This window comes from Bacillus sp. FSL W8-0640 (assembly GCF_038007725.1).
Taxonomy (GTDB): domain Bacteria; phylum Bacillota; class Bacilli; order Bacillales; family Bacillaceae_G; genus Bacillus_A; species Bacillus_A cereus.
The window spans coordinates 1,867,877-1,888,762 of the sequence record NZ_JBBOXT010000001.1 but is presented as its reverse complement, the minus strand read 5'-3'; the positions used below and the strand labels follow the sequence as shown (position 1 = coordinate 1,888,762).

Below are 20,886 nucleotides of genomic sequence, written 5' to 3'. Positions count from 1 at the left end.
CCGTTTTGCGGCCTTTTTTACATTTATTGAAAGTGACTTATATCTGCAAATTGTTTCACTTTACCAATACCCTCTTCAAATTCTATTATGCTCAAACTGGCACTATGCATAAATGGATCATCCCACACATTTTCTATTTCAATTCCCGCGAAATGCCCTACAAGTAATTTTGCTGCTGCCGCATGAGAAACAATCAATATGTTTTGTCCTTTATGCTTCTCTAAAAGAAGCTGCATCCCTTCAATTACTCTTTCATAAACGGCCTCAAAATTTTCGCCTGATGTTGACTGAAAAAGATGTGGCTCATTCCAAAACAGATGTACTTCTTCTGGAAATTGCTTTTCTATATCCGCGATTGTTTGTCCTTCCCATATACCCATGTTGATTTCATAGAAATGCTCATCCGCTATAATAGGTATATCACGTTCCCCCTTTATTAACTCTGCCGTATGAAGTGTTCTTTCGCTCGGACTACTATAAATCGCATGGATTGGTAAATCTTTCATTCGATTCCCTAATTGTTTCGCCTGAACTATACCATTTTCAGTTAAAGCAGAATTTTTCCGTCCCTGCATTCGCTTCGCTACATTCCACTCTGTTTCACCATGCCTTGTTACATATATAGTTGTTTTCATTTCTTACTCCCCCTCACCATGTTGGTCGTAATTCCCACGGTTCAACTCTCCCTACAATCCACTCCGCTCGTTTACTTTCAATCCCTTTTATAACTCCATCAGCTATCTCTTCATGAGTAAGCCATCTTCCATATGTATCTTCTAAAATAAAACCTAAAATAATTCTATGATAAATACATCGCGTACTCCCTATTTTTTGTGCAGGCATACGTGATGCTTTACTACCTAAAATATGAAATAAACTATATGTTTTAGACGACAAATCTAGTTCTTTACAAATATTTGATAGTGCATGCTTTGCACTTGTGTGTACCCATGCAACAACTAATGTGATCGGGCCATTTTTCTTAATTGTACTTTTAATAGCTAGCTTTACATCTTCATCATTATGATAATCTAACGAAAGGCATGTAATATTTTCTGGTGCAGAACTCATTCGCTTAACATTTTCTAATTTCACTTCATCTCGCCCGATAATAGAAACATAAAATCCTTTCTCACAAAGCCACATAGAAACTTTCTTTAGCATTCCTGTCCCACCAATTACAAGTGCATGCAAATGCTATCCCTCCCTAATAAAATGTCATATGAGGTTTCTCATCTCTATAATAATTTAAACGGTCTTGCAGTGTCCCTGAGTGAAACTCAAATTTATGACCGTCAGGATCAACAAAGTATATAGATTCGCGATCTCTTACATCACGTTCTCTTCCTTGTAAAATATGAACATCATTTTCTTCTAATCGCTGTATTAGACATTTAAAGTCTTCTTGTTCAACAGAAAATGCAATGTGCGTATAAGATTGATGAATCTCATTTCTCGGAATATGCGTCTCTTCATTAAGCGCTATCCATACTCCACATATGTTAAAATAAGCTAATTTTCTTCCTTTAACTAGTAATTCTCCTTCTAATACTTTTTCATAAAACATAATAGAGTTTTCTAAATTAGATACCGAAAAACAAATGTGATTGATTCCCCTTAACAACTATAATTCCTCCTTATACAAATAAAAGATGAGCGAAAATTCACTCATCTTTTATTATACTATTTTTTTGTAATATATGCCCATTTATAACTGAAGTCCCCGCCAAACGTATGGTTAGCAATGCCTTTTACAAATGGCTTCTCTAAATAAGCTGTACTTTGTTGGTACGTAGGAGAAATTGCTGCGTCTTGACCAATTAAGATTTTTTCAGCTTCCGCAAGTGCATTCCAGCGTGCTTTATCATCTTTTAATAGCTCTCCTTTTGATTTCGCTACTAAATCATCATACTTCGGATTAGAATAATCCATTTCATTAAATGAGCTTCCAGTAACAAACATATCAATATAAGTCATTGGATCCGGATAATCAGGGCTCCATGCAGATAATGAGAATTCATATTGGAATTTCTTTTCTAAATCTAGCTTCTGCTTGTATGGTTGCTGTTTCAAATTCACTTTAATACCAGGCAAGTTTTTCTCTAGTTCTTCCTTAATAAAGTCGCCTACTTTTTTACGGCTACCGTTATCATCGTTTAGTAATTCAACCGTAATTGTATCTTGACCAAGCTCTTTCTTCGCTTCTTCCCATAATTTTTTTGCTTTCTCTGCGTTATCTTTACTATCACGGAAGTTTTTATTTACAGAGCGGAAATCTTTTCCATCCGGACCTGTCGTGAATTTTTCAGGTACTAAGAAATATGCTGGCAATGAACCGTCATTTAAAATGACATCAGCAATTCCTTTTTTATCGTATGCTAAATCAATCGCTTCACGTACTTTTTGGTTTTTAAATGTTGCATTTTTTTGGTTAAAACGTAAGAAATATATGCGTGGATCTAACTTCGTTTTAAATTCATCTGGTTTATTCTTTTTATATTTATCAACAAATTCAGAAGTTAAAATAACTCGATCTGCTTGATCACTATCATATAAATTTACTCCCGTGCTTGTTTCCTTCACAATACTTACATTAATTTCGTCTAACTTTACAGTATCTTTATCCCAATAATTAGGATTTTTCTTTAACTGATAATTTTGTTCATGTTTCCATTGACTCATTGTAAATGGTCCATTATATACTAATTTATCTGCTTCTAATCCGTATTTATCTCCTTGCTCTTTCACATATTTTTCATTTAATGGGAAAAATGTAGGGAACGACGTAAGCTCAAGAAAATAAGGTGCTGGTTGCTCTAATTCTACTACCAACGTTTTATCATCCTTCGCTTTAACACCCAATTGATCTGCTGGTAATTCACCTTTATTTACTTTCTGTGCATTTTTCACATCAAATAAAATGAATGCATATTCTGCCGCTATTGCTTTATCTAATGTACGTTGCCATGCATATACAAAATCTTGTGCTCGAACTGGATCACCATTTGACCATTTCGCATCACGTAATTCAAATGTATATGTCTTTTTATCTTCACTAATCTTCACATCTTTTGCCATACCCGGTGTTGGTTTATTATCTTTATCTAGACGATATAAACCTTCCATTGCATTTACAAATACACGGAAAGATACAGAATCCGTTGATTTAGATGTATCCATTGAAGGAATTTCAGCTGTTTCTAGCAAATTTAAAACTTGTTTATCGGCCATTCCCTTATTCGATTCTTTCTTCGTTGTCGAAGCCTTCTCACCATTCCCACATCCTGCAACCAATACACTCGTCGTTAACGCAAGTGCAGCAATTGTTGTTGTCTTTCTCTTCATTCTTCCTTCCCCCAATCTATATGTATAAGTTAAATCCTATATAATATATTTCATTATACAAAAGATTCTGATTATTTTAAATATTTATTTTAACAAACATAGAAAAAAGCGATCGGAAATTTCTTTCCAGCCGCTTTCTTGAATAGCATTTACTTGTAATCCATCCTCTATATCAAATGGATTTTGAACTTTAAATATTTCTTCCATTAGCTTCAAAAACTCTTCTTCAGTTTTAGATTCACCATTAACCATAAATGAGTATGGTTCCACTTCACCTAATTTATAATCGACAACAAATTGAATCTTCACCTTTTGTCTTGGCGTTCCGGTGTTATATCCTTGGAATTCTACTAATTCTAACCCTTCCGTTCCACGATAATATATCCAACCTGAATTTTGAAAATAATTTTCGAAAGATTCACCTATTGAAAAGAAAGGATATTCATAAAGCGAGCTTGTACGAACCTTTTGAATAACGTCTCGATCAGTCGGAAAAAAGAAATGACTAAAAAATATGCTAGCAACTGCTAAAATAGTAACAATTGTCGCTCCCATTTTGCTCGTTCCGCCGCTATCATTGATTAGATAGTTTTCAACTGATTTATCTTTTATTTCTCTTGCTTTTATTCGGTATATACGTCTTTCCGCAAATTGATAGTACAATCCATTTGCAAAAATCCCCATTCCAAACAGAATAAAAATGAGTAATAAAAACGTAAGAGGCACCATATTAATGATTGGCAACGCTACATTAAATCCCATATAATACGAAAATGCATCACACGCTACTAATAACAACATAAATAAAGCAGCTGGTACATAATACTTACGATATCCTAGCCAGCCTATATTGAAAATAGCAGCCCAACCATTCCAGCTCCACCTAGCAATCCGCTTATTCTCAAGCTCCCATTTCCTTTTGTAATACGGATATTGTCTCCCTACATATACTTCTAGTTCTTTATCTATTAACGAGCTACCTTCATCTTGTTCATTATCCAAGTTTCGCTGACAACTTGCACAATTTAACTGTTCCTCCTCGCAAGGTTGCCCACAATTTATACATTTCAAAACAATCCCTCTTCCCATCCATACGTCATTTCAAAATACCTTCGTGTTTTAATAACCACTCTTTCCTCCATAAACCACCAGCATATCCAACAAGCTTTCCACTCTTCCCTATTACACGGTGACATGGAACAATTATTGAAATTGGATTCCGACTATTTGCCCCTCCTATTGCCCGTACAGCTTTTGTATTTCCAACTTTCTCTGCAATATCTAAATATGAAGCACTTACGCCGTATGGAATAGTATAAAGTGCATCCCATACATTTTTTTGAAATGCTGTTCCCTCCGCAGACAGCGGGACCGTAAACTCTTTTCTTTCCCCTTTAAAATATTCATCTAACTCATTTATACATTGTTCTATCATTTCATTTTTATTTTCTTCTTGTCGTTCATCAACAAATATAACAGACGTAATTCCTTCTTGATTCGCTGTAATTTCAAGCAAACCTACTTCGCTTTCATAATAAGCCTGGTACATATGCCATCCTCCAATTCAGTTCATATTAGTCATTGTAACACGAATATACAAAATTTTTCGTATAAGCGTTTTATTAGAGAAACAAAAAAGAGAATGATACAATGTAAGAAAATTCAATCTAGGAGGCTATTGGATGAATTCCGAACTTTTTTCACCTTATACAATTAAGGACGTTACATTAAAAAACCGGATTGTTATGTCACCTATGTGCATGTATTCATCGGAAAACGGGGATGGCCAAGTAACGAATTTCCATCTCATTCATTATGGAACAAGAGCTGCCGGTCAAGTTGGTTTAGTTATGATTGAAGCAACAGCCGTGTTACCTGAAGGTCGAATTTCAAATAAAGACTTAGGCATTTGGGATGACAACCTAATTGAAGGCTTACATAAAACGACTACTTTTATACATGATAATGGTGCAAAAGCTGCCATTCAACTCGCTCACGCCGGAAGAAAAGCAGAATTAGAAACAGATGCGTTAGCTCCTTCAGCCATTCCATTTAATGAAACAATGAAAATGCCAATAGAAATGAGCAAACACCAAATTAAAGATACTGTATTAGCTTTTCAGCAAGCTGCAGTACGATCAAAACAAGCTGGATTTGATGTTATTGAAATACACGGTGCTCACGGTTATCTTATTAATGAATTTCTTTCTCCGCTTTCCAATAAGCGGACTGATGAATATGGTGGTTCACCTGAAAACCGCTATCGTTTCTTACGCGAAATCATCGACTCTGTAAATGAAGTTTGGGACGGACCAATATTTGTCCGTATTTCAGCAAATGATTATCATCCTGACGGGCTAACGGTTCAAGATTACGTTCAGTATACAAAGTGGATGAAAGAACAGGGAATAGATTTAATCGATTGTAGTTCTGGCGCAGTTGTACCAGCACATATTGATGTGTATCCTGGTTATCAAGTACAATATGCCAAACATATTAAAGAGCATGCTAACATTGCAACTGGTGCAGTTGGATTAATTACGACCGGAGTACAAGCAGAGCAAATTTTAAATAATAACGAAGCAGATTTAATTTTTATCGGACGTGAATTACTTCGCAATCCGTATTTTCCGAGAATAGCGGCCAATGAACTTGGCTTTGAATTGCAAGAACCTCACCAATATAAGCGAGCACCAGGAAAAATTCATACGAATAAATAAAACCGAGAAGTCATTCTTCTCGGTTTTATTTATTCTATCGTTGTAATTTCATTTGAATTATAAGTATGGATACCCGATTCTTCTCGCAGCGCGGTTATATACATCCCTTTCGCCACATCTTTAGCTGAAATTGGTTTATATTTTTTGAAAGCTCCTTTAAAGATAAACGGAATAATACGAGATAACTTTTCAGCCATTCGTTCGCCGAAACGAAATTCTTGTCGATTTCCTACTAATAATGATGGTCTAAAAATGTGAATACCACCAATCACTAACTTTTGCAATTCTTCTTCCATTTTTCCTTTCACTTGTGAATAAAAGAAGAATGATTTAGGATTCGCTCCCATAGAAGACACGACAAGGAAATTTTGTACCCCTTGTTTTTCAGCTAAACAAGCAGCTCGTAACGTATATTCATAATCTACTTTTTTAAAATTTGCTTTTGTTTTTGCTTTTTTTATTGTTGTTCCTAAGCAACTAAAAACATCATCCACAGCAAAGAACTCTTTATATTCCTCTAATACCGAAAAATCAACTTGTTTCTGCTGTAACTTCTCATGTTGCAATTGCATTGGCTCTCTTACAAAAATAGTAACCGAATCGTAGTAATCTGATTCAAGTAATAGACGCGTTATCTCTTGTCCAACTAAACCACTTGCACCGAGTATTAACGCTGTTCGCTTATTCATATATGCATATACCTCTTATTTTACTTTTCTCTCCTTTAGTAAAATACAACCTTTAGGAGTTTCCTGCTCTTATTTTACCACAAGTAAAACACTATGCGTACGCATAGTGCTTTACTCACTCTTTTTTCTCATCTCTCTCTTGTAATTTCGTTATTGTTGTAGCGTCCCCTAAATTACTTATTAATCTTCTTAAAAAAATTAATACGAAAGATAATGGCAATACTACCGCTAATATTAATAAAATAGCTTCCATTAAGTAACCCAAGCGCTCATCCCCCTCTTTACCTCCTTTTCAATATATGAAAACAGCGTTGTCACATATGCATGCATTTGCAAAAATAATACCCCTATATTTGACAACTTTATAACAAAAACAAATCGGAATGATTATTATTTATTGCAACTTTATTAAAGATGTATTATACTAAGTTCGCAAACTAAAACGTAATTATTCCGTTTTATATTAAAATGATATTTTTCTTCTATTATTGGGGAAAATATATCCGTAAAAAAGAAAAGAGGAGAACTTCATGCCTAAAAGATTGACTATATTTTCATTCTTACTTATTTTTACCTTAATTTTCGCTGGCTGCTCAAATAAAAAAGAAAGTAATGCCAAGAAAGATGGAAAGCTAACAGTTTATACAACGATTTTCCCACTTGCTGATTTCGCAAAGAAAATCGGTGGCGACTATGTAAATGTTGAAGCGATTTACCCACCTGGTGCAGATTCACATACATTTGAACCAAGTCAAAAACAAACGGTACAAGTTGCAAAAGCCGATTTATTTGTTTATAACGGCGCTGAATTAGAACCATTTGCTGAAAAAATGGAAAAAACATTACAAAAAGAAAATGTTAAAATTGTAAATGCATCTAAAGGTATTGAGCTTCGTGCTTCTACTGAAGAAGAACATCATGATCATGGAGATGGCCATAAAGAAGATGAACATCATCACGATAAAGACCCGCATGTTTGGTTAGATCCTACTCTAGCAATGAAACAGGCAGAAAAAATTAAAAATGCACTTGTAGAATTACAACCTGAACATAAACAAGAATTCGAAAAAAACTTTGCAGCACTTCAAACTAAATTTACTGATTTAGACGATGGATTTAAGGCAGCTGTAGCGAACGCAAAAACGAAAGAAATTTTAGTTTCTCATGCTGCCTATGGTTACTGGGAACAACGATACGGCCTAAAACAAATTCCTATCGCTGGAATTTCAGCTTCTGATGAACCATCTCAAAAGCAGCTTGCTGACATTACAAAAACAGTAAAAGAACATAATCTAAAATATATTTTATTCGAAACATTCTCTACTCCAAAAGTAGCATCCGTAATTCAAAAAGAAACTGGTACAAAAGTTTTACGCTTAAATCACTTAGCTACTATTTCTGAAGATGATGCAAAAAATAATAAAGATTACTTCACTTTAATGGAAGAAAACGTAAATACATTGAAAGAAGCAACAAACTAATCCATTATATTTTCTAGGCAGCTGAATCTGTTATTCAGCTGCCTTTTTATGTATTTATCCTTGACTTGACCAAAATAACAAGTAAAATTATCCATATTAGCTTTAAAGCTATATTAATTTAGAAGGTGAGTTGGAATTATGAATCTTCACATTTGTGAAGTAACAGCAAAAAATTGGCGTTCAGTAGTTGCTTTAGACGTCGCAAAAGATCAGCAACAATTTATTGAAAGTAACGCGTTTTCTTTAGCAGAATCATTATATGAAGAAAACGGAACGTCAGTAGGTTTATATGATGGAGAAACACTTGTAGGATACGCAATGTATGGATGGTATTCAGTAAAACATAAAAGTGTATGGCTCGATCGCTTTATGATTGACCAACAATATCAAGGAAAAGGATACGCAAAACGTTTCCTTCGCTTACTCATTCAATTCTTACAAGAAAAATTTGAATGCAAAATAATTTACTTAAGTTTACATCCAGACAACAAACTTGCAATGGGACTGTATGAATCATTTGGTTTCCGCTTAAATGGGGATATTGATGATGAAGGTCCAGTTGTAGGTGTTGTAATGGAGTTACTAATAGACGAAAATACAAGCCTGTGAAAACAGGCTTTTTATTATACATTTATCAATTTTTAGTTTCTCCCCCTTATTTAATTCTGTTTTGCAATCTAATAGAATGCTCATAAAAAATAAGCCTGCAATTTACGCAGACTTATTTCACACACTCCTCGAAATGTTCTTGGAACCACTCTTTATTAATATCTCTTCCGATAAAAACTACTTCACTTACTCGCTCTTCGCCCTCTTGCCACTCTCTATCGTACGAAGCAGCAAATAACGTATGTACACCTTGGAAAACGATACGTTTATCTACTCCATCTATCGATAAAATTCCTTTGTAACGATATAAATATTCCCCTAGCTCTTGAACGACAGCTGACATCCACTCATTAAGCTTTTGTAAATCCAGCGGACGTTCTTCACGTAATACAAATGATTTCACACCTTCTAAGTGGTTATGTTCTTTATGAGGGTAAATTTGCAACGTATCTTTCATTTTAAACGTTTGGATTTGTAATAAAGATGGTATATCTACCTCACAGTTAGTCGCCTCAATTAACTTTGCAGTCGGGTTAATTCCTTGAATTTCATGCAAGAGATGTTCTTTCTCATTCTCTTCAATTAAATCTAATTTATTTACTAAAACGACATCAGCAAACGCAATTTGCTCTTTTGCTTCTAATCCTTTTTCAAAATGTTTATGTATATGATAACTATCTACTACCGTTACAACACCGTTAATTTGGTAAGCAGATTGAATAACTGGATCTAAAAAGAATGTTTGAATAATCGGGCCTGGATTTGCAAGGCCAGTCGTTTCAATTACTAAACCATCAAAATCCATTTTCCCTTCCGCTTTTACGTCCAGTAACTGTTTTAAAGCAACGAGTAAATCTTCACGTACAGTACAGCATAAACAGCCATTTGTCATTTCCATAATTTCTTCTTCCACATTCATAATCAACTGATTATCAATGCCAATTTGCCCTATTTCATTTACAATCACCGCTAATTTCTTACCGTGATTTTCTGATAAAATACGATTTAATAATGTCGTTTTCCCAGATCCAAGAAAACCAGTTAATATTGTTACTGGAATCATTTCGTACATCTCCTTATAGCTATATGTTTCTACATTATAGCATATGAACACTCCCCCACTTAACAAAGCTTGAAGTGGGGGTTTCTAACGTTTCGACCTAACGGACGATTAACGTCAGGGGAGTTAACACATTAGCGAGCTGTTTCACGCCTAACCCCTCTATCCCATTTGTCCATGCATTTGGGATTACTTTTCGTAAAATGTTAGCCGCAGCATTTACATCTGCATTAATTAAAGTTTTATTTGCTGAACGATATATACCGCGCTTTATTCGTTTTCCTGAAAAAGTTGTATTTTGGTCATTTTCTCCATACGTTGGAATGAAGTCGTTATCCAGAAAACTTGCTTTCGATGTATATGATTCTTCAGTTACAACAACTTGAATGCCTACAGCATTTGCTTTGTATGTAATCATTTGAATCAGTAAATTATGCGGGATATGACAAAACGATTGGTTATTTCTTTTTCCCATATTCGTTTCTTGTTTCCAACTTTTGTTTTGACCAATAACGATTTTACAAACTTCTTCTTCTTGAGCTAGTTTTACGATGTGGTGACTAACTTTATGGAAGACGTCTTTTATTTTCAAGTAACGTTTTTGATGAAGTTTTTCTATCCTTTTAGAAGTAAAAGGTCCTTCATTCGTTTGTTTTCCATTTCTAAGAATGCTTGTAAAATGACTCTTCATTTTGTTGTAATATTGATTTATGCTTTTGACATGTTTGCCCTTAACAAGGACAGGTTTCATACCTGTGTTTGTTACGATGGTTGCAAGGTTATCAATCCCTAAATCAATACTCATATAACGAGCATTCTCTTCAATCATTTGTTGTTCAGAAGGAACATCAATTACCAATTCCACTACATATTCATTGTATTTTGGAATCACACGAACTTGTTTCAGTTTACCTTCAGTGAAACCTAGTTTCCCAATATTTAATTGCAATTTCGTCTTTGGAAACTTTAAAAATCTACCGTTTTTAATGATGCAATCTTGGTTTGTATACAGAATCTCTTTTTCAGAAGAACGAATATACTTTGGAATCCTAGGCATTCCATCATATTTGTTTGGATTCTTTTTATAGTCTTTTAAACTAGCAAAAAAAGATTTCCAATTTTGGAACAAACCTTTCATGATGGACTGGCTACATTGCGTAGGCAAAGCTCGATAATCATTTTGAATCATAGCCTTAAATAGTGCATCTAGAAAGTTGTAATCTACATAAGGTTTTTCAAAATTAGGTTCTGAAAACAAATTACATGTAATCTCTTTCTGTTCTTCTTTAGGCTTTACTTTCTCTTTTTCCAATTTCTTCCGATAGACAAGACGTTGTGTGTCATTCATCTTCCCAATATTTTTATGAATATTATCCAGAACTTCTTTTTGCAAAGGCTGCAACTCTTTTTCTTGTGTTAATCCAGTGTACACCTGGCGTATATAAAAGTTTGTGGTGTTGTACATATTCTTAGCGTTATGACAACATTCTTGAAAATAAGAATACATACGATGCCCTTTTTTTATCCAGATTTGAAGAGTTTTATAGTTTGATGGATTTTCTTTTGCCATTTTATTCACCTCCTTGTTAAGGATATTATAGCAAAAAAAGAACATACGTTTCCGTTTTTTTCTCAAAAATAAAATATTCCTTTCGATTCACCTCACCACCTTCATTTACGTTTAGAGATGGGAGTCCTCTCGAAAGGCATGATAGAAAAAATCGTTTTTATAGCAAAACATATTTATTGTCTGTACACCTAATTAACTATATAATAATATGTAGTAAGAAAGCCTTTTCAAAACATTATTATTCATCAAGGGGGTACTTATAATGGAGCGAGTTCAAATGGCTGAAACGCTAGAATTTTCTCGTATTATTCAAGGATTTTGGCGTTTAGCAGAATGGAATATGACAAAACAAGAATTACTTTCTTTCATTGAAGATTGTATGGATATGGGAATTACTACTTTTGATCACGCTGATATTTACGGCGCATATACGTGTGAAGGGTTATTTGGCGAAGCTTTACAATTAAAGCCTTCCTTACGAGAAAACATGCAAATTATTACAAAGTGTGGAATCGCTCCCCCATCACCGAAATTTCCAGAACGATATGTTGCTCACTACAATACTAGTACAGAGCATATTATGCAAAGTGTAGAAGCATCACTTAAAAATTTACATACAGATTATATTGACGTATTACTTATTCATCGTCCCGATCCTTTTATGGATCCAAATGAAGTGGCAAAAGCATTTTCACAATTAAAACAAGAAGGGAAAGTTCGTCACTTCGGTGTATCTAACTTCTTACCTTCACAATTTAATATGTTAAGTTCGTACTTAGATTTCCCGCTTATTACGAACCAGATTGAAGTTTCTGCATTGCAGCTTGAGCATTTTGAAAAAGGGACAATTGATTTATGCCAAGAAAAACGAATCAATCCAATGATTTGGTCACCTCTTGCTGGTGGGGAGATCTTTACTGGTCAATCAGAACGCGCCGTACGTGTACGTGAAACTGTGCAAAAAGTTGCTACTGAGCTAGGTGTTTCTAGTATAGATACGGTTATGTATGCTTGGTTACTTGCTCATCCAGCTAATATGATGCCAATCGTTGGCTCTGGTAAATTAGATCGCGTAAAAACTGCCGCTCTTGCTACAAAAGTTAACTTAGACCGTCAACAATGGTTTACAATTTTCGAAAGCTCTAATGGACATCCTGTACCATAATGCATAAAAAGAAGAGCTGTTTTCTTACAGCTCTTCTTTTTCATATGTATTTCTAGTCATGGCAAATACACACATATCTCTTAATCCGTTTCCATCTACCGCAACACTCGCACTTTCTAACGTACCTTCTAACTTAAAACCTAATTTCTCAGGTATCGCTCTACTCTTCTTATTGAAAGAATCACAACGAATTTCTACACGATTTGCTTTTAATTCAGAAAAAGCGTAATCCGTTATACCTTTCGCAGCCTCTACCATATAGCCTTTTCCGCTAAACCTTGTATCAATCCAATATCCGATTTCAAATTGAGGTATATCCCAATTAATACGATGTAATCCGGCTGAAGCAATAAATTCACCTGTTTCTTTCGAAAATACTAGTAATCTTAAATCCTCACGTTGCAAAAATTGAATATGTGATTTTCTAATACTTTCTTCTACTTCTTGCTCTGTTTGCTCTTTTTGTGCAAACACCATCCAAGGTTTTAGTTCTTGTATTGAAGCCTGAATTGCATCATATACAACTTTACCATCTCCTGGTTTCGGCATTCGAATAAAAAGTCTGTCAGTATAAAATTCAGAAGGAAAATCGAATAATAACGGATTCACTGTAAACACTCCCTATATTTCTTTTATATATAATAATATCCATCTGAAGTTATATAGTAAAGAATTTTCTGAATTGAAAACCTTTTACTCATTCACTTCCACCGCTACACGAATTCCAGATTCAATCGCACCTTGAATCCATCCGTGATATAGCGTTGTATGATCTCCAGCGAAGAATATTCTCCCCTCTGGTTTGACAATCGCTGGTTGCAGCTCAGATTCTTGACCTGCTTGAAAAAGTGCAAATCCTCCAAGCGCATACGGATCCAATGTCCAGCTTTTTGAAATTCCAGATATGAACTCATCATACACTTGACCACCTAATATTGTTGCTAAGTTGTGTAATGCGTAATAAATACGATCCCCTTTTGATAAACCATCCCATAACAACGCGTCATAAGACCATGTATAGCTACCTAACATCATAGCCGGTCCTTTCTCCCCAATTCCATAACTTGGATAATAGGCATAACGAATTGGCAAATCTGTTATAATTCTGCCACCTAATTGTCCTTGTTCTTCCCAAAATCGGCTTTTAAATTGAATTCCTATTTTCGTCGCAGGCATATAATGTAATTCACGAATTGCTTTCCATTTTTCATGAGATATAGAATCAAACGGATCTACTTCTACAAAACGCATTGTCGAAAACGGAATGGTAACAATAACTAAATCTCCTGTAATACTACTATATTCAAAAGTTTCCTCGTTCCGATAGAAAGCTGTCACACCATTATCGTGTTGATGTAACTTCATTAATTTTTGATTATATATAATATTCTCTTCTAATTGCGGTAAAAATGACTTTGGCAATCTATCATTCCCGCCCACAATTTCACAAAATCCGCTCTCCTCTTGCATAATGTATAGAAAGCGTAAAGTCTCTACAAACGACCGTTCCAAAAAACCTTCTAAATCTAATAAAACACCAATCATCTCAATTGTTACTGGCGAAAAGTAAGTATTATACTGATAAGGATGATACTTTAAAAATTGTCCAGTAGAGTATCTCCCAAAATCCTTTACAACAATATCCCAATTTTTTTCTGGGTTCTTTTTTATAAAATTTATAATGGGCTGTACCGCTAACAATAATAATTCCTCTGACGTTTTTCCAACTTCATTCATTTCCACAGGATATCTTAGAATACTTGGATCTTTTTCATATTGTTTTAACGTCGTTTTCCGTCCATTTACGTATATAATATCCGTCTCATTCCTATTAATAAAAGGTCTCACCTGTAGCCTAAATTTTCTTATATATGCCATCGTTAATGTATGTGAATAAGGAATCCTCATTGCTCCAACATCTAAATATAATCCGGTATCTTCCATTCTAACTGTTTCTATACGACCACCTACCCGGTTATTTGCTTCAAAAATTTTCACATCATGTCCTGCAGCCTTTAATAAAGAAGCTGAAACTAACCCAGCCATACCAGCTCCCACTACAATAATTTGTTTTGGGCTTATCGTCTTCTTCAATCCTTGATCTATAACTTTTAACGCTTCATCCATTTCAGTATTATACATTATATCTTTCTGCACAATTCCACCCCTTACTTCATCAAATGGACGTTAGTGGTTTAGTGCATTTTATTCATAAATCCCCATAAACATAACACCATTGCAATTTGAATATTCACTAAAAGTACATAAGAGACAGATCTCACTTTTCTTTATACTTCGTATAATATAGCAACTACAAAGAAGGAGTGGTTAAAAATGAAACATACTTATGACTACGATGCTACAAAAAAACATTTAGAATTAAAGAAACAAAACTTATGTAAAAAACTTAGCAATATGACACTATCTGAAAAAGAACGTGAACAACTAAAGCGTGAAATTGACAACTATGAATATATTTTAAATCTAGTCGAAATGAATCATTATGAACGCGGATTTTCTCGTTAAAAGCGGAAATAAGATTATCCGCTTTTCATTTTGAGCATTTCACTACGCATTTTTCATAAGTAAATATATAATAGGATGTACATTAAGATTGAGAGGTATATTCTATGATCAAGTTAAGTGTATTAGACCAATCACCTATTTCAGATGGTAGCACAGCAGCCCAAGCTTTTTCACATACAGTTACGCTTGCACAAGAAGTTGAAAAACTCGGATTCACACGTTTTTGGGTATCCGAACATCATAATTCCGTAAGCTTAGCTGGTTCAAGTCCAGAAATACTTATTTCTCATATTGCCGCAAAAACGGACCGTATTAGAGTCGGTTCAGGTGGTGTTATGTTACCGCATTATAGCCCATATAAAGTTGCTGAGAATTTCCGTGTTCTAGAAGCATTGTATCCGAACCGCATCGATCTCGGTGTTGGTAGAGCACCTGGTGGTATGCCAATAGCAACTCGCGCACTTCAAGAAGGGAAAATGGTCTCACTTGATCAATATCCAGAACAAATTGCAGACGTTGCAATGTACTTACATGATCAAGTACCAGAAAACCATCACTATGCAAACTTAAAAGCCACTCCAGTTATCCCAACGTCTCCTGAAATGTGGATGCTCGGTTCTAGCGGAGAGAGCGCTAAAATTGCTGCAAACAACGGAGCTTCTTTCGCATTTGCACAATTTATTAACGGCTTCGGAGGCCCTGAAGTTATGAGGGCTTACCAAGAACAATATGAGCCTTCATTTTTAGGAGATAAGCCTAATTCAATCGTTGCCATCTTTGTTATATGCGGAGAAACAAATGAAGAAGCGGAAAAAATTGCTTCTAGTTTAGATCTATCAATCTTATTATTAGAGCAAGGAAAACGAACTACTGGTACACCTTCTATTGAAACTGCTCAAAATTATTCATACAGCGCTTATGATTTATTCCGTATAAAAGAAAATCGTCAACGTATGATTGTTGGTGATCCGTCTTCTGTAAAAGAAAAAATAATAAACTTAAGCAAAGCATACAATACTGACGAATTTATGATTGTCACGATTACTCATCAATTTGAACATAAATTAAATTCTTATCGCTTACTAGCGAATGCTTTTAATTTATAATTCTAAAAAGAGATGCATCACATGTGATGCATCTCTTTTTCTTACTACTTATTGTTTTCATTTCCTATATATTCAATAGCTTCTTTTAATAGCTCTTCAAAGTTAATAGGATAATCATGATCTAAGTCAGGCACAACTTTATACTTATGTTCTATATTTTTCTCTCTTAATAGTTGTACAAATTGCTGCGTGGATTCGAAACAATCTTCATCTTGATCCCCGCATACTATATATCCTTTTATATGTTTATCCTTCAGCACTCTTAGCAACTCATCCCATTCTTCAATCTCGGGAAGCCATGGTGCCATAAAAACAAAACCATCTACATTTATATCTTGTTGTAAAATCGTATATAAAGCTACTCTCGCCCCTGAAGAAAAACCACCAATGATTACACTTTCTACTGTATGATTTTCTATAAACTTATTGTAATGCTCTTTTAATTCCTCTTTCCCTCTCTCTATATCCTCCCAAACAAATCCATCTGAAAACTCAATTTGTGAAGACTGTGGTAAAGCTAACATATAATCTTGTATCAAAACAGATTTCCAATATGGTTCTACTATTTGTATATTTTCTTGGTTACCATGCAATGTAAGTAGTAGATTTCCCTCTTTCTTACTGTATATATATTTCACATCTGGTCTTTCCTTTTTATGTGCTAATTCTTCTCTTTCTTTACATAATTGCACCATTGTATGAAATTCTTCAAATTTATGTAGTGATTTTAAATCTTCGTCGGAAATTAAATACTCATTTCCATACCAGAATCCCTTTTCTATAATGGCCTCTCTCATTAAATGTAATGCTTCTTTTTCAAGTCCCGATGCACTTGCGAGTGCATACTTAAAATTATATATTTGCGCCTCATTCCCTATTACACCTGTAGCGTTTTCCATTATATAATTGTACGCTTCAAAACTTCCTTTATTTGCATAACAACGTAACGTTTCATTTAATAATTGAATGTAAGTCATACTATTTTTCATGTACCAATTCCCCCGAAACCTTTTATAATATTTGTTTGCGAATCTTTATACCACTTTGTATAACCCACGCTAACAATACCTTATTCTCAAAATGATGCTTAATAGTTGCTCTTCCCTGTCCAATACATTTAGTATAAATAAGAATAGACTGAAAAATCAATATTTTAACAAACAAAAAAAGACAACAATATATGTATTGTTGTTTTCATTACGTCTACCCACTCTTTTGTTTTTTTCTATCTGGTTTACTTGAAACTAAATAATGTTTTTCTGAAATATATAAGTCTCTTTTTAAGCTACGATTTAAGTAAGGTCCTAATTTCATTCCACATATGAGGCGATCTTCGCTACCTTCAACAATTGGGAACATTTCTTTTTCTGTTACGTATTGATCTACTGCTTTTTGTACGACATCAATTTCTTTCACTAGGTTTAAATTTTCTGCTGTATGTTCAAATACCTCAAGCGTTTCCTTCGTTATGAGAAAAACATTTGTTGGAAATGCAGGTAAATATGGTTTTAACAAATCATAATTTACTGTATAATCATCATTTACTAATACTGTATAAACGATATTAGCATTCGTTTCTAAAAACTGAGCCATCGCTTGTTCTAATTCATCTTTCGTAATTTCCCGCTCTTCTTTTCCAGTTCTGAAAAAGCGAAACATCGCATCGCCTCCTTTTTACTATATTATAGCATAAAAGAAAACTGAAAAATCATAAAAAAACCCATTGAAATAATTTTTCAATGGGTTTCTATATATTTATCGTTATTTTAAGAATGCACTTAGCATCCATACATGCTGTTCTAATGTTGTATGAATTGCTAACAGCATGTCAGCTGATGTTTCATCGCCAGCTTCACCCGCAACTTCCATACCTTCTTTTAATTCTTGAATAAGTGCAGAATAATCATTCACTAATGTTTGCACCATTTCTTCTGCAGATTCTTTGCTTGTCCCTTCGCTGACACTAGATGTTGCGAGATATTCTTTCATTGTCGCTAATGGTTTACCTTCTAAAGCTAAAATACGTTCTGCTAACTCATCAATATACGTTCCAGCCTCATTATAAAACTCTTCAAATTTCTCATGTAATGTAAAGAAGTGTGGCCCTGTCACATACCAGTGATAATTATGTAATTTAACATATAACACATTCCAGTTTGCTACCTGCTTGTTTAATACTTCAACAACATTTGTTTTCGTACTCATACAATCACTCCTCTTATCATTTTGTAATGTTTATCTTTTAATTACTTAATTACATTTTACCATACATTCCCTTTCCTTTCGAACAATTGGCTTATATGTAACAAAGTTTTAACACCTTTAATGCTTCCCTAATATCATTTAATTCATGTATTTTTTCAACCACTTCATACGTCTAATTGTCCAAGCTCATACATATGCATAATAGTACATCAAGCTCATCATAGTAGAAAGAGGGATAACATGGACAATCAACAATGGCAAGTAGCAAAGAAAGTAGCTGCTACTTATATCGGAACTGTCGTTGGAGCTGGATTTGCTACTGGACGAGAAATTGTTGAATTTTTCACAGTGAATGGATTATACGGGACAATTGGCATATGTGTAAGTGGATTTTTTTTTATTTGGCTTGGTACAAAGATGATGTTACTTTCATCACAAATCGGGGCATTTTCAGCGCAAGAATTTAACAAATATTTATTTGGGGATGTATTTGGGAATGTTGTAAACACATTATTATTACTCGTTTTATTCGGCGTAACGAGCGTTATGTTATCAGGCGCTGGTGCAGTATTTGAAGAGCAACTTCGCTTACCAAGACAACTCGGTATTCTCATTACAGTTATCGCTTGTCTCATTATAAGTAGCCGCGGGTTACAAGGTGTTTTTGAAGTAAATACACTTGTCGTACCTATTATGATGATTTTTATTATAGGACTTGCTATTACAACCTTTTTTCACGGTACACCTCCTATTAATAACACTATTCCTGCAGAGAGCTGGAATATGAAATGGATTACTAGCCCTATTACATATGTCGCCTTAAACCTTTCTCTCGCCCAAAGTGTTCTCGTCCCATTAGCCAGTGAAGTAAAGGATCGAAAAGCCATTTTTTGGGGTGGGATTTTAGGTGGTGCTGGACTTTCTTTAATTTTATTATGCAGCCATTTAGCAATCTTATCAGTCGATCAATTTTATCAATATAACATCCCAATGGCTGAAGTCATAAGAAGATTTAATGCAACTTTTCACTTCTTCTTCGTTCTCATTATTTTCGGTGAAGTTTTCACAACTTTAGTTGGTAATGTGTTCGGAATGACAAAACAGATGCAATCTATTACTGGGTGGAAAAATCACAATATTATTTTCTTCATTTTACTAATTAGTTATTGCTTTAGTTACATCGGTTACAGTGACTTACTTCACATTCTATATCCTATCATCGGATGGGTAAGTATTGTTATACTTCCAATCATTGCGTTTAAACAACTTCAAAAAACATAAAAAAGCATCCATGTTATTGGATGCTTTTTTATGTTCATTCACAATCATCACATACTTCCCAGTACGGTCCCATTTCTAATGCTAAATACGGCTTTAACTGCAACCGAATCATTCGACTAGGCATGCGTTCTAAAACAAATTGAATACCTTCTTCATCTTCGTCTAATTCAACTTTTGAAATCGTAATTTTTTGCATAGTCGTAATGGGAATTCCATCTTTATATAAAGTGATTTTCACCTCATCGTATTCATTAAAATACAATTCGACACTCATTTGATTTTTCAGTATTTCATCACCAATTTTAAATGTATCATTTTGTTCTTGGATTATATATTTCCATCCGCCTCTATCTTCTTTCGGAGCTGTTTGAAATAATGTCTCCAAATCCTCGTATAGCATAAGATAACCCCTCTCTTACTAAAAAACGATGAGTATTTTATATACCCTTTATCTCTATCACTATCCATAGCTATTGTACCATATATCACCGTTCTTACCGTATTCATTTGCTTCATACACACTTATAAAATAACTAATTCTATCTCCATTATTATGTATATTACCTCATTACTCCATACACTCTTACAAGTTCAAATAACGACAGACTTTAATCCATGCAAATATTGTCTACTCTCCGCTTTTATTAGCTCACAGCATTCACACTTTTACATATAGTAAGACTACCACAAATAAAAAAGGAGAGTGACTTATACCACTCCCCTTAAAAGAACTTCCCTATAGCTGCTAAAACTAATACGATTATTAAAATTGCAAATAATAATGAGACAATGAAACTAAAAATAGGTAACGCTTTCTTTTCATTCTTCTTAAATAGTAGCTTTAAACTAAGAAAAATATTTACTGGTACAAGTATAAAATAAAAATATTTAACAATTTGCACCGAGCTATTCGAAAGTGTTTTTAATATAAACACTTCAATTAGAAAAACAATAAAAAATGAAATACTTAGCCAAAATGAGACGTAACTAAGCCAAGAATGTCTTTTTGTCCCCCAATACACTCCCATAATACTCTCCTTTTATTTGTATTCTATAGGTTAATAATTATACACAAAGCTAACAAACACCTCTATTTTTCGACAAATATTATGCAAAATACCATTTTAAA

24 protein-coding genes are annotated in these 20,886 nt (G+C 34.1%); 7 read left to right on the top strand and 17 right to left on the bottom strand.

The window, feature by feature from the left end:
- Positions 1 to 23: 23 nt before the first annotated feature.
- The 6 genes from N2V80_RS09860 to N2V80_RS09835 form a co-directional block, all read right to left on the bottom strand.
- Entirely contained in the window at positions 24 to 635 is a 612-nt protein-coding gene (locus N2V80_RS09860) for a phosphoserine phosphatase 1 (protein WP_000858827.1), read from the bottom strand.
- A gap of 13 nt (positions 636 to 648) precedes the next feature.
- The gene (locus N2V80_RS09855; protein ID WP_000543118.1) at positions 649 to 1,194 is read right to left on the bottom strand and encodes a short-chain dehydrogenase; all 546 of its coding nucleotides are present in this window, start codon (positions 1,192 to 1,194) and stop codon (positions 649 to 651) included.
- Between the two features lie 13 nt (positions 1,195 to 1,207).
- The gene (gene fosB / locus N2V80_RS09850; RefSeq protein WP_061654778.1) at positions 1,208 to 1,624 is read right to left on the bottom strand and encodes a FosBx1 family fosfomycin resistance bacillithiol transferase; all 417 of its coding nucleotides are present in this window, start codon (positions 1,622 to 1,624) and stop codon (positions 1,208 to 1,210) included.
- A gap of 59 nt (positions 1,625 to 1,683) precedes the next feature.
- Positions 1,684 to 3,345 carry a peptide ABC transporter substrate-binding protein gene (locus tag N2V80_RS09845; protein ID WP_000824273.1) on the bottom strand — a complete coding sequence of 554 codons (1,662 nt, stop codon included), beginning with the start codon at positions 3,343 to 3,345 and terminating at the stop codon, positions 1,684 to 1,686.
- Between the two features lie 84 nt (positions 3,346 to 3,429).
- On the bottom strand, positions 3,430 to 4,434 hold the full coding sequence (locus N2V80_RS09840) for a DUF2628 domain-containing protein (RefSeq protein WP_002196418.1): 1,005 nt from the start codon (positions 4,432 to 4,434) through the stop codon (positions 3,430 to 3,432).
- 7 nt (positions 4,435 to 4,441) lie between these two features.
- Entirely contained in the window at positions 4,442 to 4,894 is a 453-nt protein-coding gene (locus tag N2V80_RS09835; protein WP_061654779.1) for a methylated-DNA--[protein]-cysteine S-methyltransferase, read from the bottom strand.
- Positions 4,895 to 5,027: 133 nt separating this feature from the next.
- Here N2V80_RS09835 and namA point away from each other — a divergent pair, with 133 nt between their 5' ends.
- On the top strand, positions 5,028 to 6,065 hold the full coding sequence (gene namA, locus N2V80_RS09830) for an NADPH dehydrogenase NamA (protein ID WP_048567425.1): 1,038 nt from the start codon (positions 5,028 to 5,030) through the stop codon (positions 6,063 to 6,065).
- 29 nt (positions 6,066 to 6,094) lie between these two features.
- On the opposite strand, the gene N2V80_RS09825 is transcribed toward namA, so the two are convergent.
- On the bottom strand, positions 6,095 to 6,754 hold the full coding sequence (locus N2V80_RS09825) for an oxidoreductase (RefSeq protein ID WP_001042736.1): 660 nt from the start codon (positions 6,752 to 6,754) through the stop codon (positions 6,095 to 6,097).
- Between the two features lie 115 nt (positions 6,755 to 6,869).
- Complete coding sequence (locus N2V80_RS09820; RefSeq protein WP_000540932.1) at positions 6,870 to 7,019, bottom strand: hypothetical protein; 150 nt, start codon at positions 7,017 to 7,019, stop codon at positions 6,870 to 6,872.
- A 265-nt stretch (positions 7,020 to 7,284) separates the two neighbouring features.
- On the opposite strand from N2V80_RS09820, the gene N2V80_RS09815 reads away from it, so the two are divergent.
- Together N2V80_RS09815 and N2V80_RS09810 are read left to right on the top strand one after the other, a co-directional pair.
- Positions 7,285 to 8,235: a metal ABC transporter substrate-binding protein gene (locus tag N2V80_RS09815; RefSeq protein WP_001126151.1), complete on the top strand. Its 951-nt coding sequence runs from the start codon at positions 7,285 to 7,287 to the stop codon at positions 8,233 to 8,235.
- A 138-nt stretch (positions 8,236 to 8,373) separates the two neighbouring features.
- Complete coding sequence (locus tag N2V80_RS09810) at positions 8,374 to 8,844, top strand: GNAT family N-acetyltransferase (protein ID WP_061654780.1); 471 nt, start codon at positions 8,374 to 8,376, stop codon at positions 8,842 to 8,844.
- A 112-nt stretch (positions 8,845 to 8,956) separates the two neighbouring features.
- On the opposite strand, the gene N2V80_RS09805 is transcribed toward N2V80_RS09810, so the two are convergent.
- Together N2V80_RS09805 and N2V80_RS09800 are read right to left on the bottom strand one after the other, a co-directional pair.
- Positions 8,957 to 9,907, bottom strand: coding sequence for a CobW family GTP-binding protein (locus N2V80_RS09805; RefSeq protein ID WP_061654781.1), 951 nt, complete (start codon positions 9,905 to 9,907; stop codon positions 8,957 to 8,959).
- Positions 9,908 to 10,004: 97 nt separating this feature from the next.
- Positions 10,005 to 11,474 carry an RNA-guided endonuclease InsQ/TnpB family protein gene (locus N2V80_RS09800; protein WP_001040871.1) on the bottom strand — a complete coding sequence of 490 codons (1,470 nt, stop codon included), beginning with the start codon at positions 11,472 to 11,474 and terminating at the stop codon, positions 10,005 to 10,007.
- 262 nt (positions 11,475 to 11,736) lie between these two features.
- Between N2V80_RS09800 and N2V80_RS09795 the strand changes: the two genes are divergently transcribed.
- Positions 11,737 to 12,639 carry an aldo/keto reductase gene (locus N2V80_RS09795; RefSeq protein ID WP_000442785.1) on the top strand — a complete coding sequence of 301 codons (903 nt, stop codon included), beginning with the start codon at positions 11,737 to 11,739 and terminating at the stop codon, positions 12,637 to 12,639.
- Positions 12,640 to 12,663: 24 nt separating this feature from the next.
- Here the strand turns inward: N2V80_RS09795 and N2V80_RS09790 are convergent, their stop codons facing one another.
- Both N2V80_RS09790 and N2V80_RS09785 read right to left on the bottom strand, forming a co-directional pair.
- Positions 12,664 to 13,248: a GNAT family N-acetyltransferase gene (locus N2V80_RS09790; protein WP_001068749.1), complete on the bottom strand. Its 585-nt coding sequence runs from the start codon at positions 13,246 to 13,248 to the stop codon at positions 12,664 to 12,666.
- Between the two features lie 84 nt (positions 13,249 to 13,332).
- Positions 13,333 to 14,796 (bottom strand): flavin monoamine oxidase family protein, encoded by a 1,464-nt coding sequence (locus tag N2V80_RS09785; protein ID WP_061654782.1) that lies wholly within the window; start codon positions 14,794 to 14,796, stop codon positions 13,333 to 13,335.
- Positions 14,797 to 14,973: 177 nt separating this feature from the next.
- Between N2V80_RS09785 and N2V80_RS09780 the strand changes: the two genes are divergently transcribed.
- Entirely contained in the window at positions 14,974 to 15,165 is a 192-nt protein-coding gene (locus tag N2V80_RS09780; protein WP_000683359.1) for a DUF3896 family protein, read from the top strand.
- 104 nt (positions 15,166 to 15,269) lie between these two features.
- A complete protein-coding gene (locus N2V80_RS09775) occupies positions 15,270 to 16,271 on the top strand; it encodes an LLM class flavin-dependent oxidoreductase (RefSeq protein WP_000594042.1) in 1,002 nt (333 codons plus the stop codon).
- A 44-nt stretch (positions 16,272 to 16,315) separates the two neighbouring features.
- Here the strand turns inward: N2V80_RS09775 and N2V80_RS09770 are convergent, their stop codons facing one another.
- The 3 genes from N2V80_RS09770 to N2V80_RS09760 all read right to left on the bottom strand — a co-directional run bounded on the left by N2V80_RS09770 (position 16,316) and on the right by N2V80_RS09760 (position 18,476).
- Positions 16,316 to 17,260 carry an alpha/beta hydrolase gene (locus N2V80_RS09770; protein WP_061654783.1) on the bottom strand — a complete coding sequence of 315 codons (945 nt, stop codon included), beginning with the start codon at positions 17,258 to 17,260 and terminating at the stop codon, positions 16,316 to 16,318.
- Between the two features lie 214 nt (positions 17,261 to 17,474).
- A complete protein-coding gene (locus N2V80_RS09765; protein ID WP_000488206.1) occupies positions 17,475 to 17,930 on the bottom strand; it encodes a DUF3939 domain-containing protein in 456 nt (151 codons plus the stop codon).
- Positions 17,931 to 18,032: 102 nt separating this feature from the next.
- On the bottom strand, positions 18,033 to 18,476 hold the full coding sequence (locus N2V80_RS09760; protein ID WP_000105199.1) for a Dps family protein: 444 nt from the start codon (positions 18,474 to 18,476) through the stop codon (positions 18,033 to 18,035).
- Positions 18,477 to 18,716: 240 nt separating this feature from the next.
- Between N2V80_RS09760 and N2V80_RS09755 the strand changes: the two genes are divergently transcribed.
- Positions 18,717 to 19,757 carry a YkvI family membrane protein gene (locus tag N2V80_RS09755; protein WP_000370203.1) on the top strand — a complete coding sequence of 347 codons (1,041 nt, stop codon included), beginning with the start codon at positions 18,717 to 18,719 and terminating at the stop codon, positions 19,755 to 19,757.
- Positions 19,758 to 19,791: 34 nt separating this feature from the next.
- Here the strand turns inward: N2V80_RS09755 and N2V80_RS09750 are convergent, their stop codons facing one another.
- Together N2V80_RS09750 and N2V80_RS09745 are read right to left on the bottom strand one after the other, a co-directional pair.
- Positions 19,792 to 20,157 carry a DUF3979 family protein gene (locus N2V80_RS09750; protein WP_000965059.1) on the bottom strand — a complete coding sequence of 122 codons (366 nt, stop codon included), beginning with the start codon at positions 20,155 to 20,157 and terminating at the stop codon, positions 19,792 to 19,794.
- Positions 20,158 to 20,479: 322 nt separating this feature from the next.
- Positions 20,480 to 20,785, bottom strand: a complete 306-nt coding sequence (locus N2V80_RS09745; protein WP_000539571.1) for a hypothetical protein — start codon at positions 20,783 to 20,785, stop codon at positions 20,480 to 20,482.
- Positions 20,786 to 20,886: the final 101 nt, after the last annotated feature.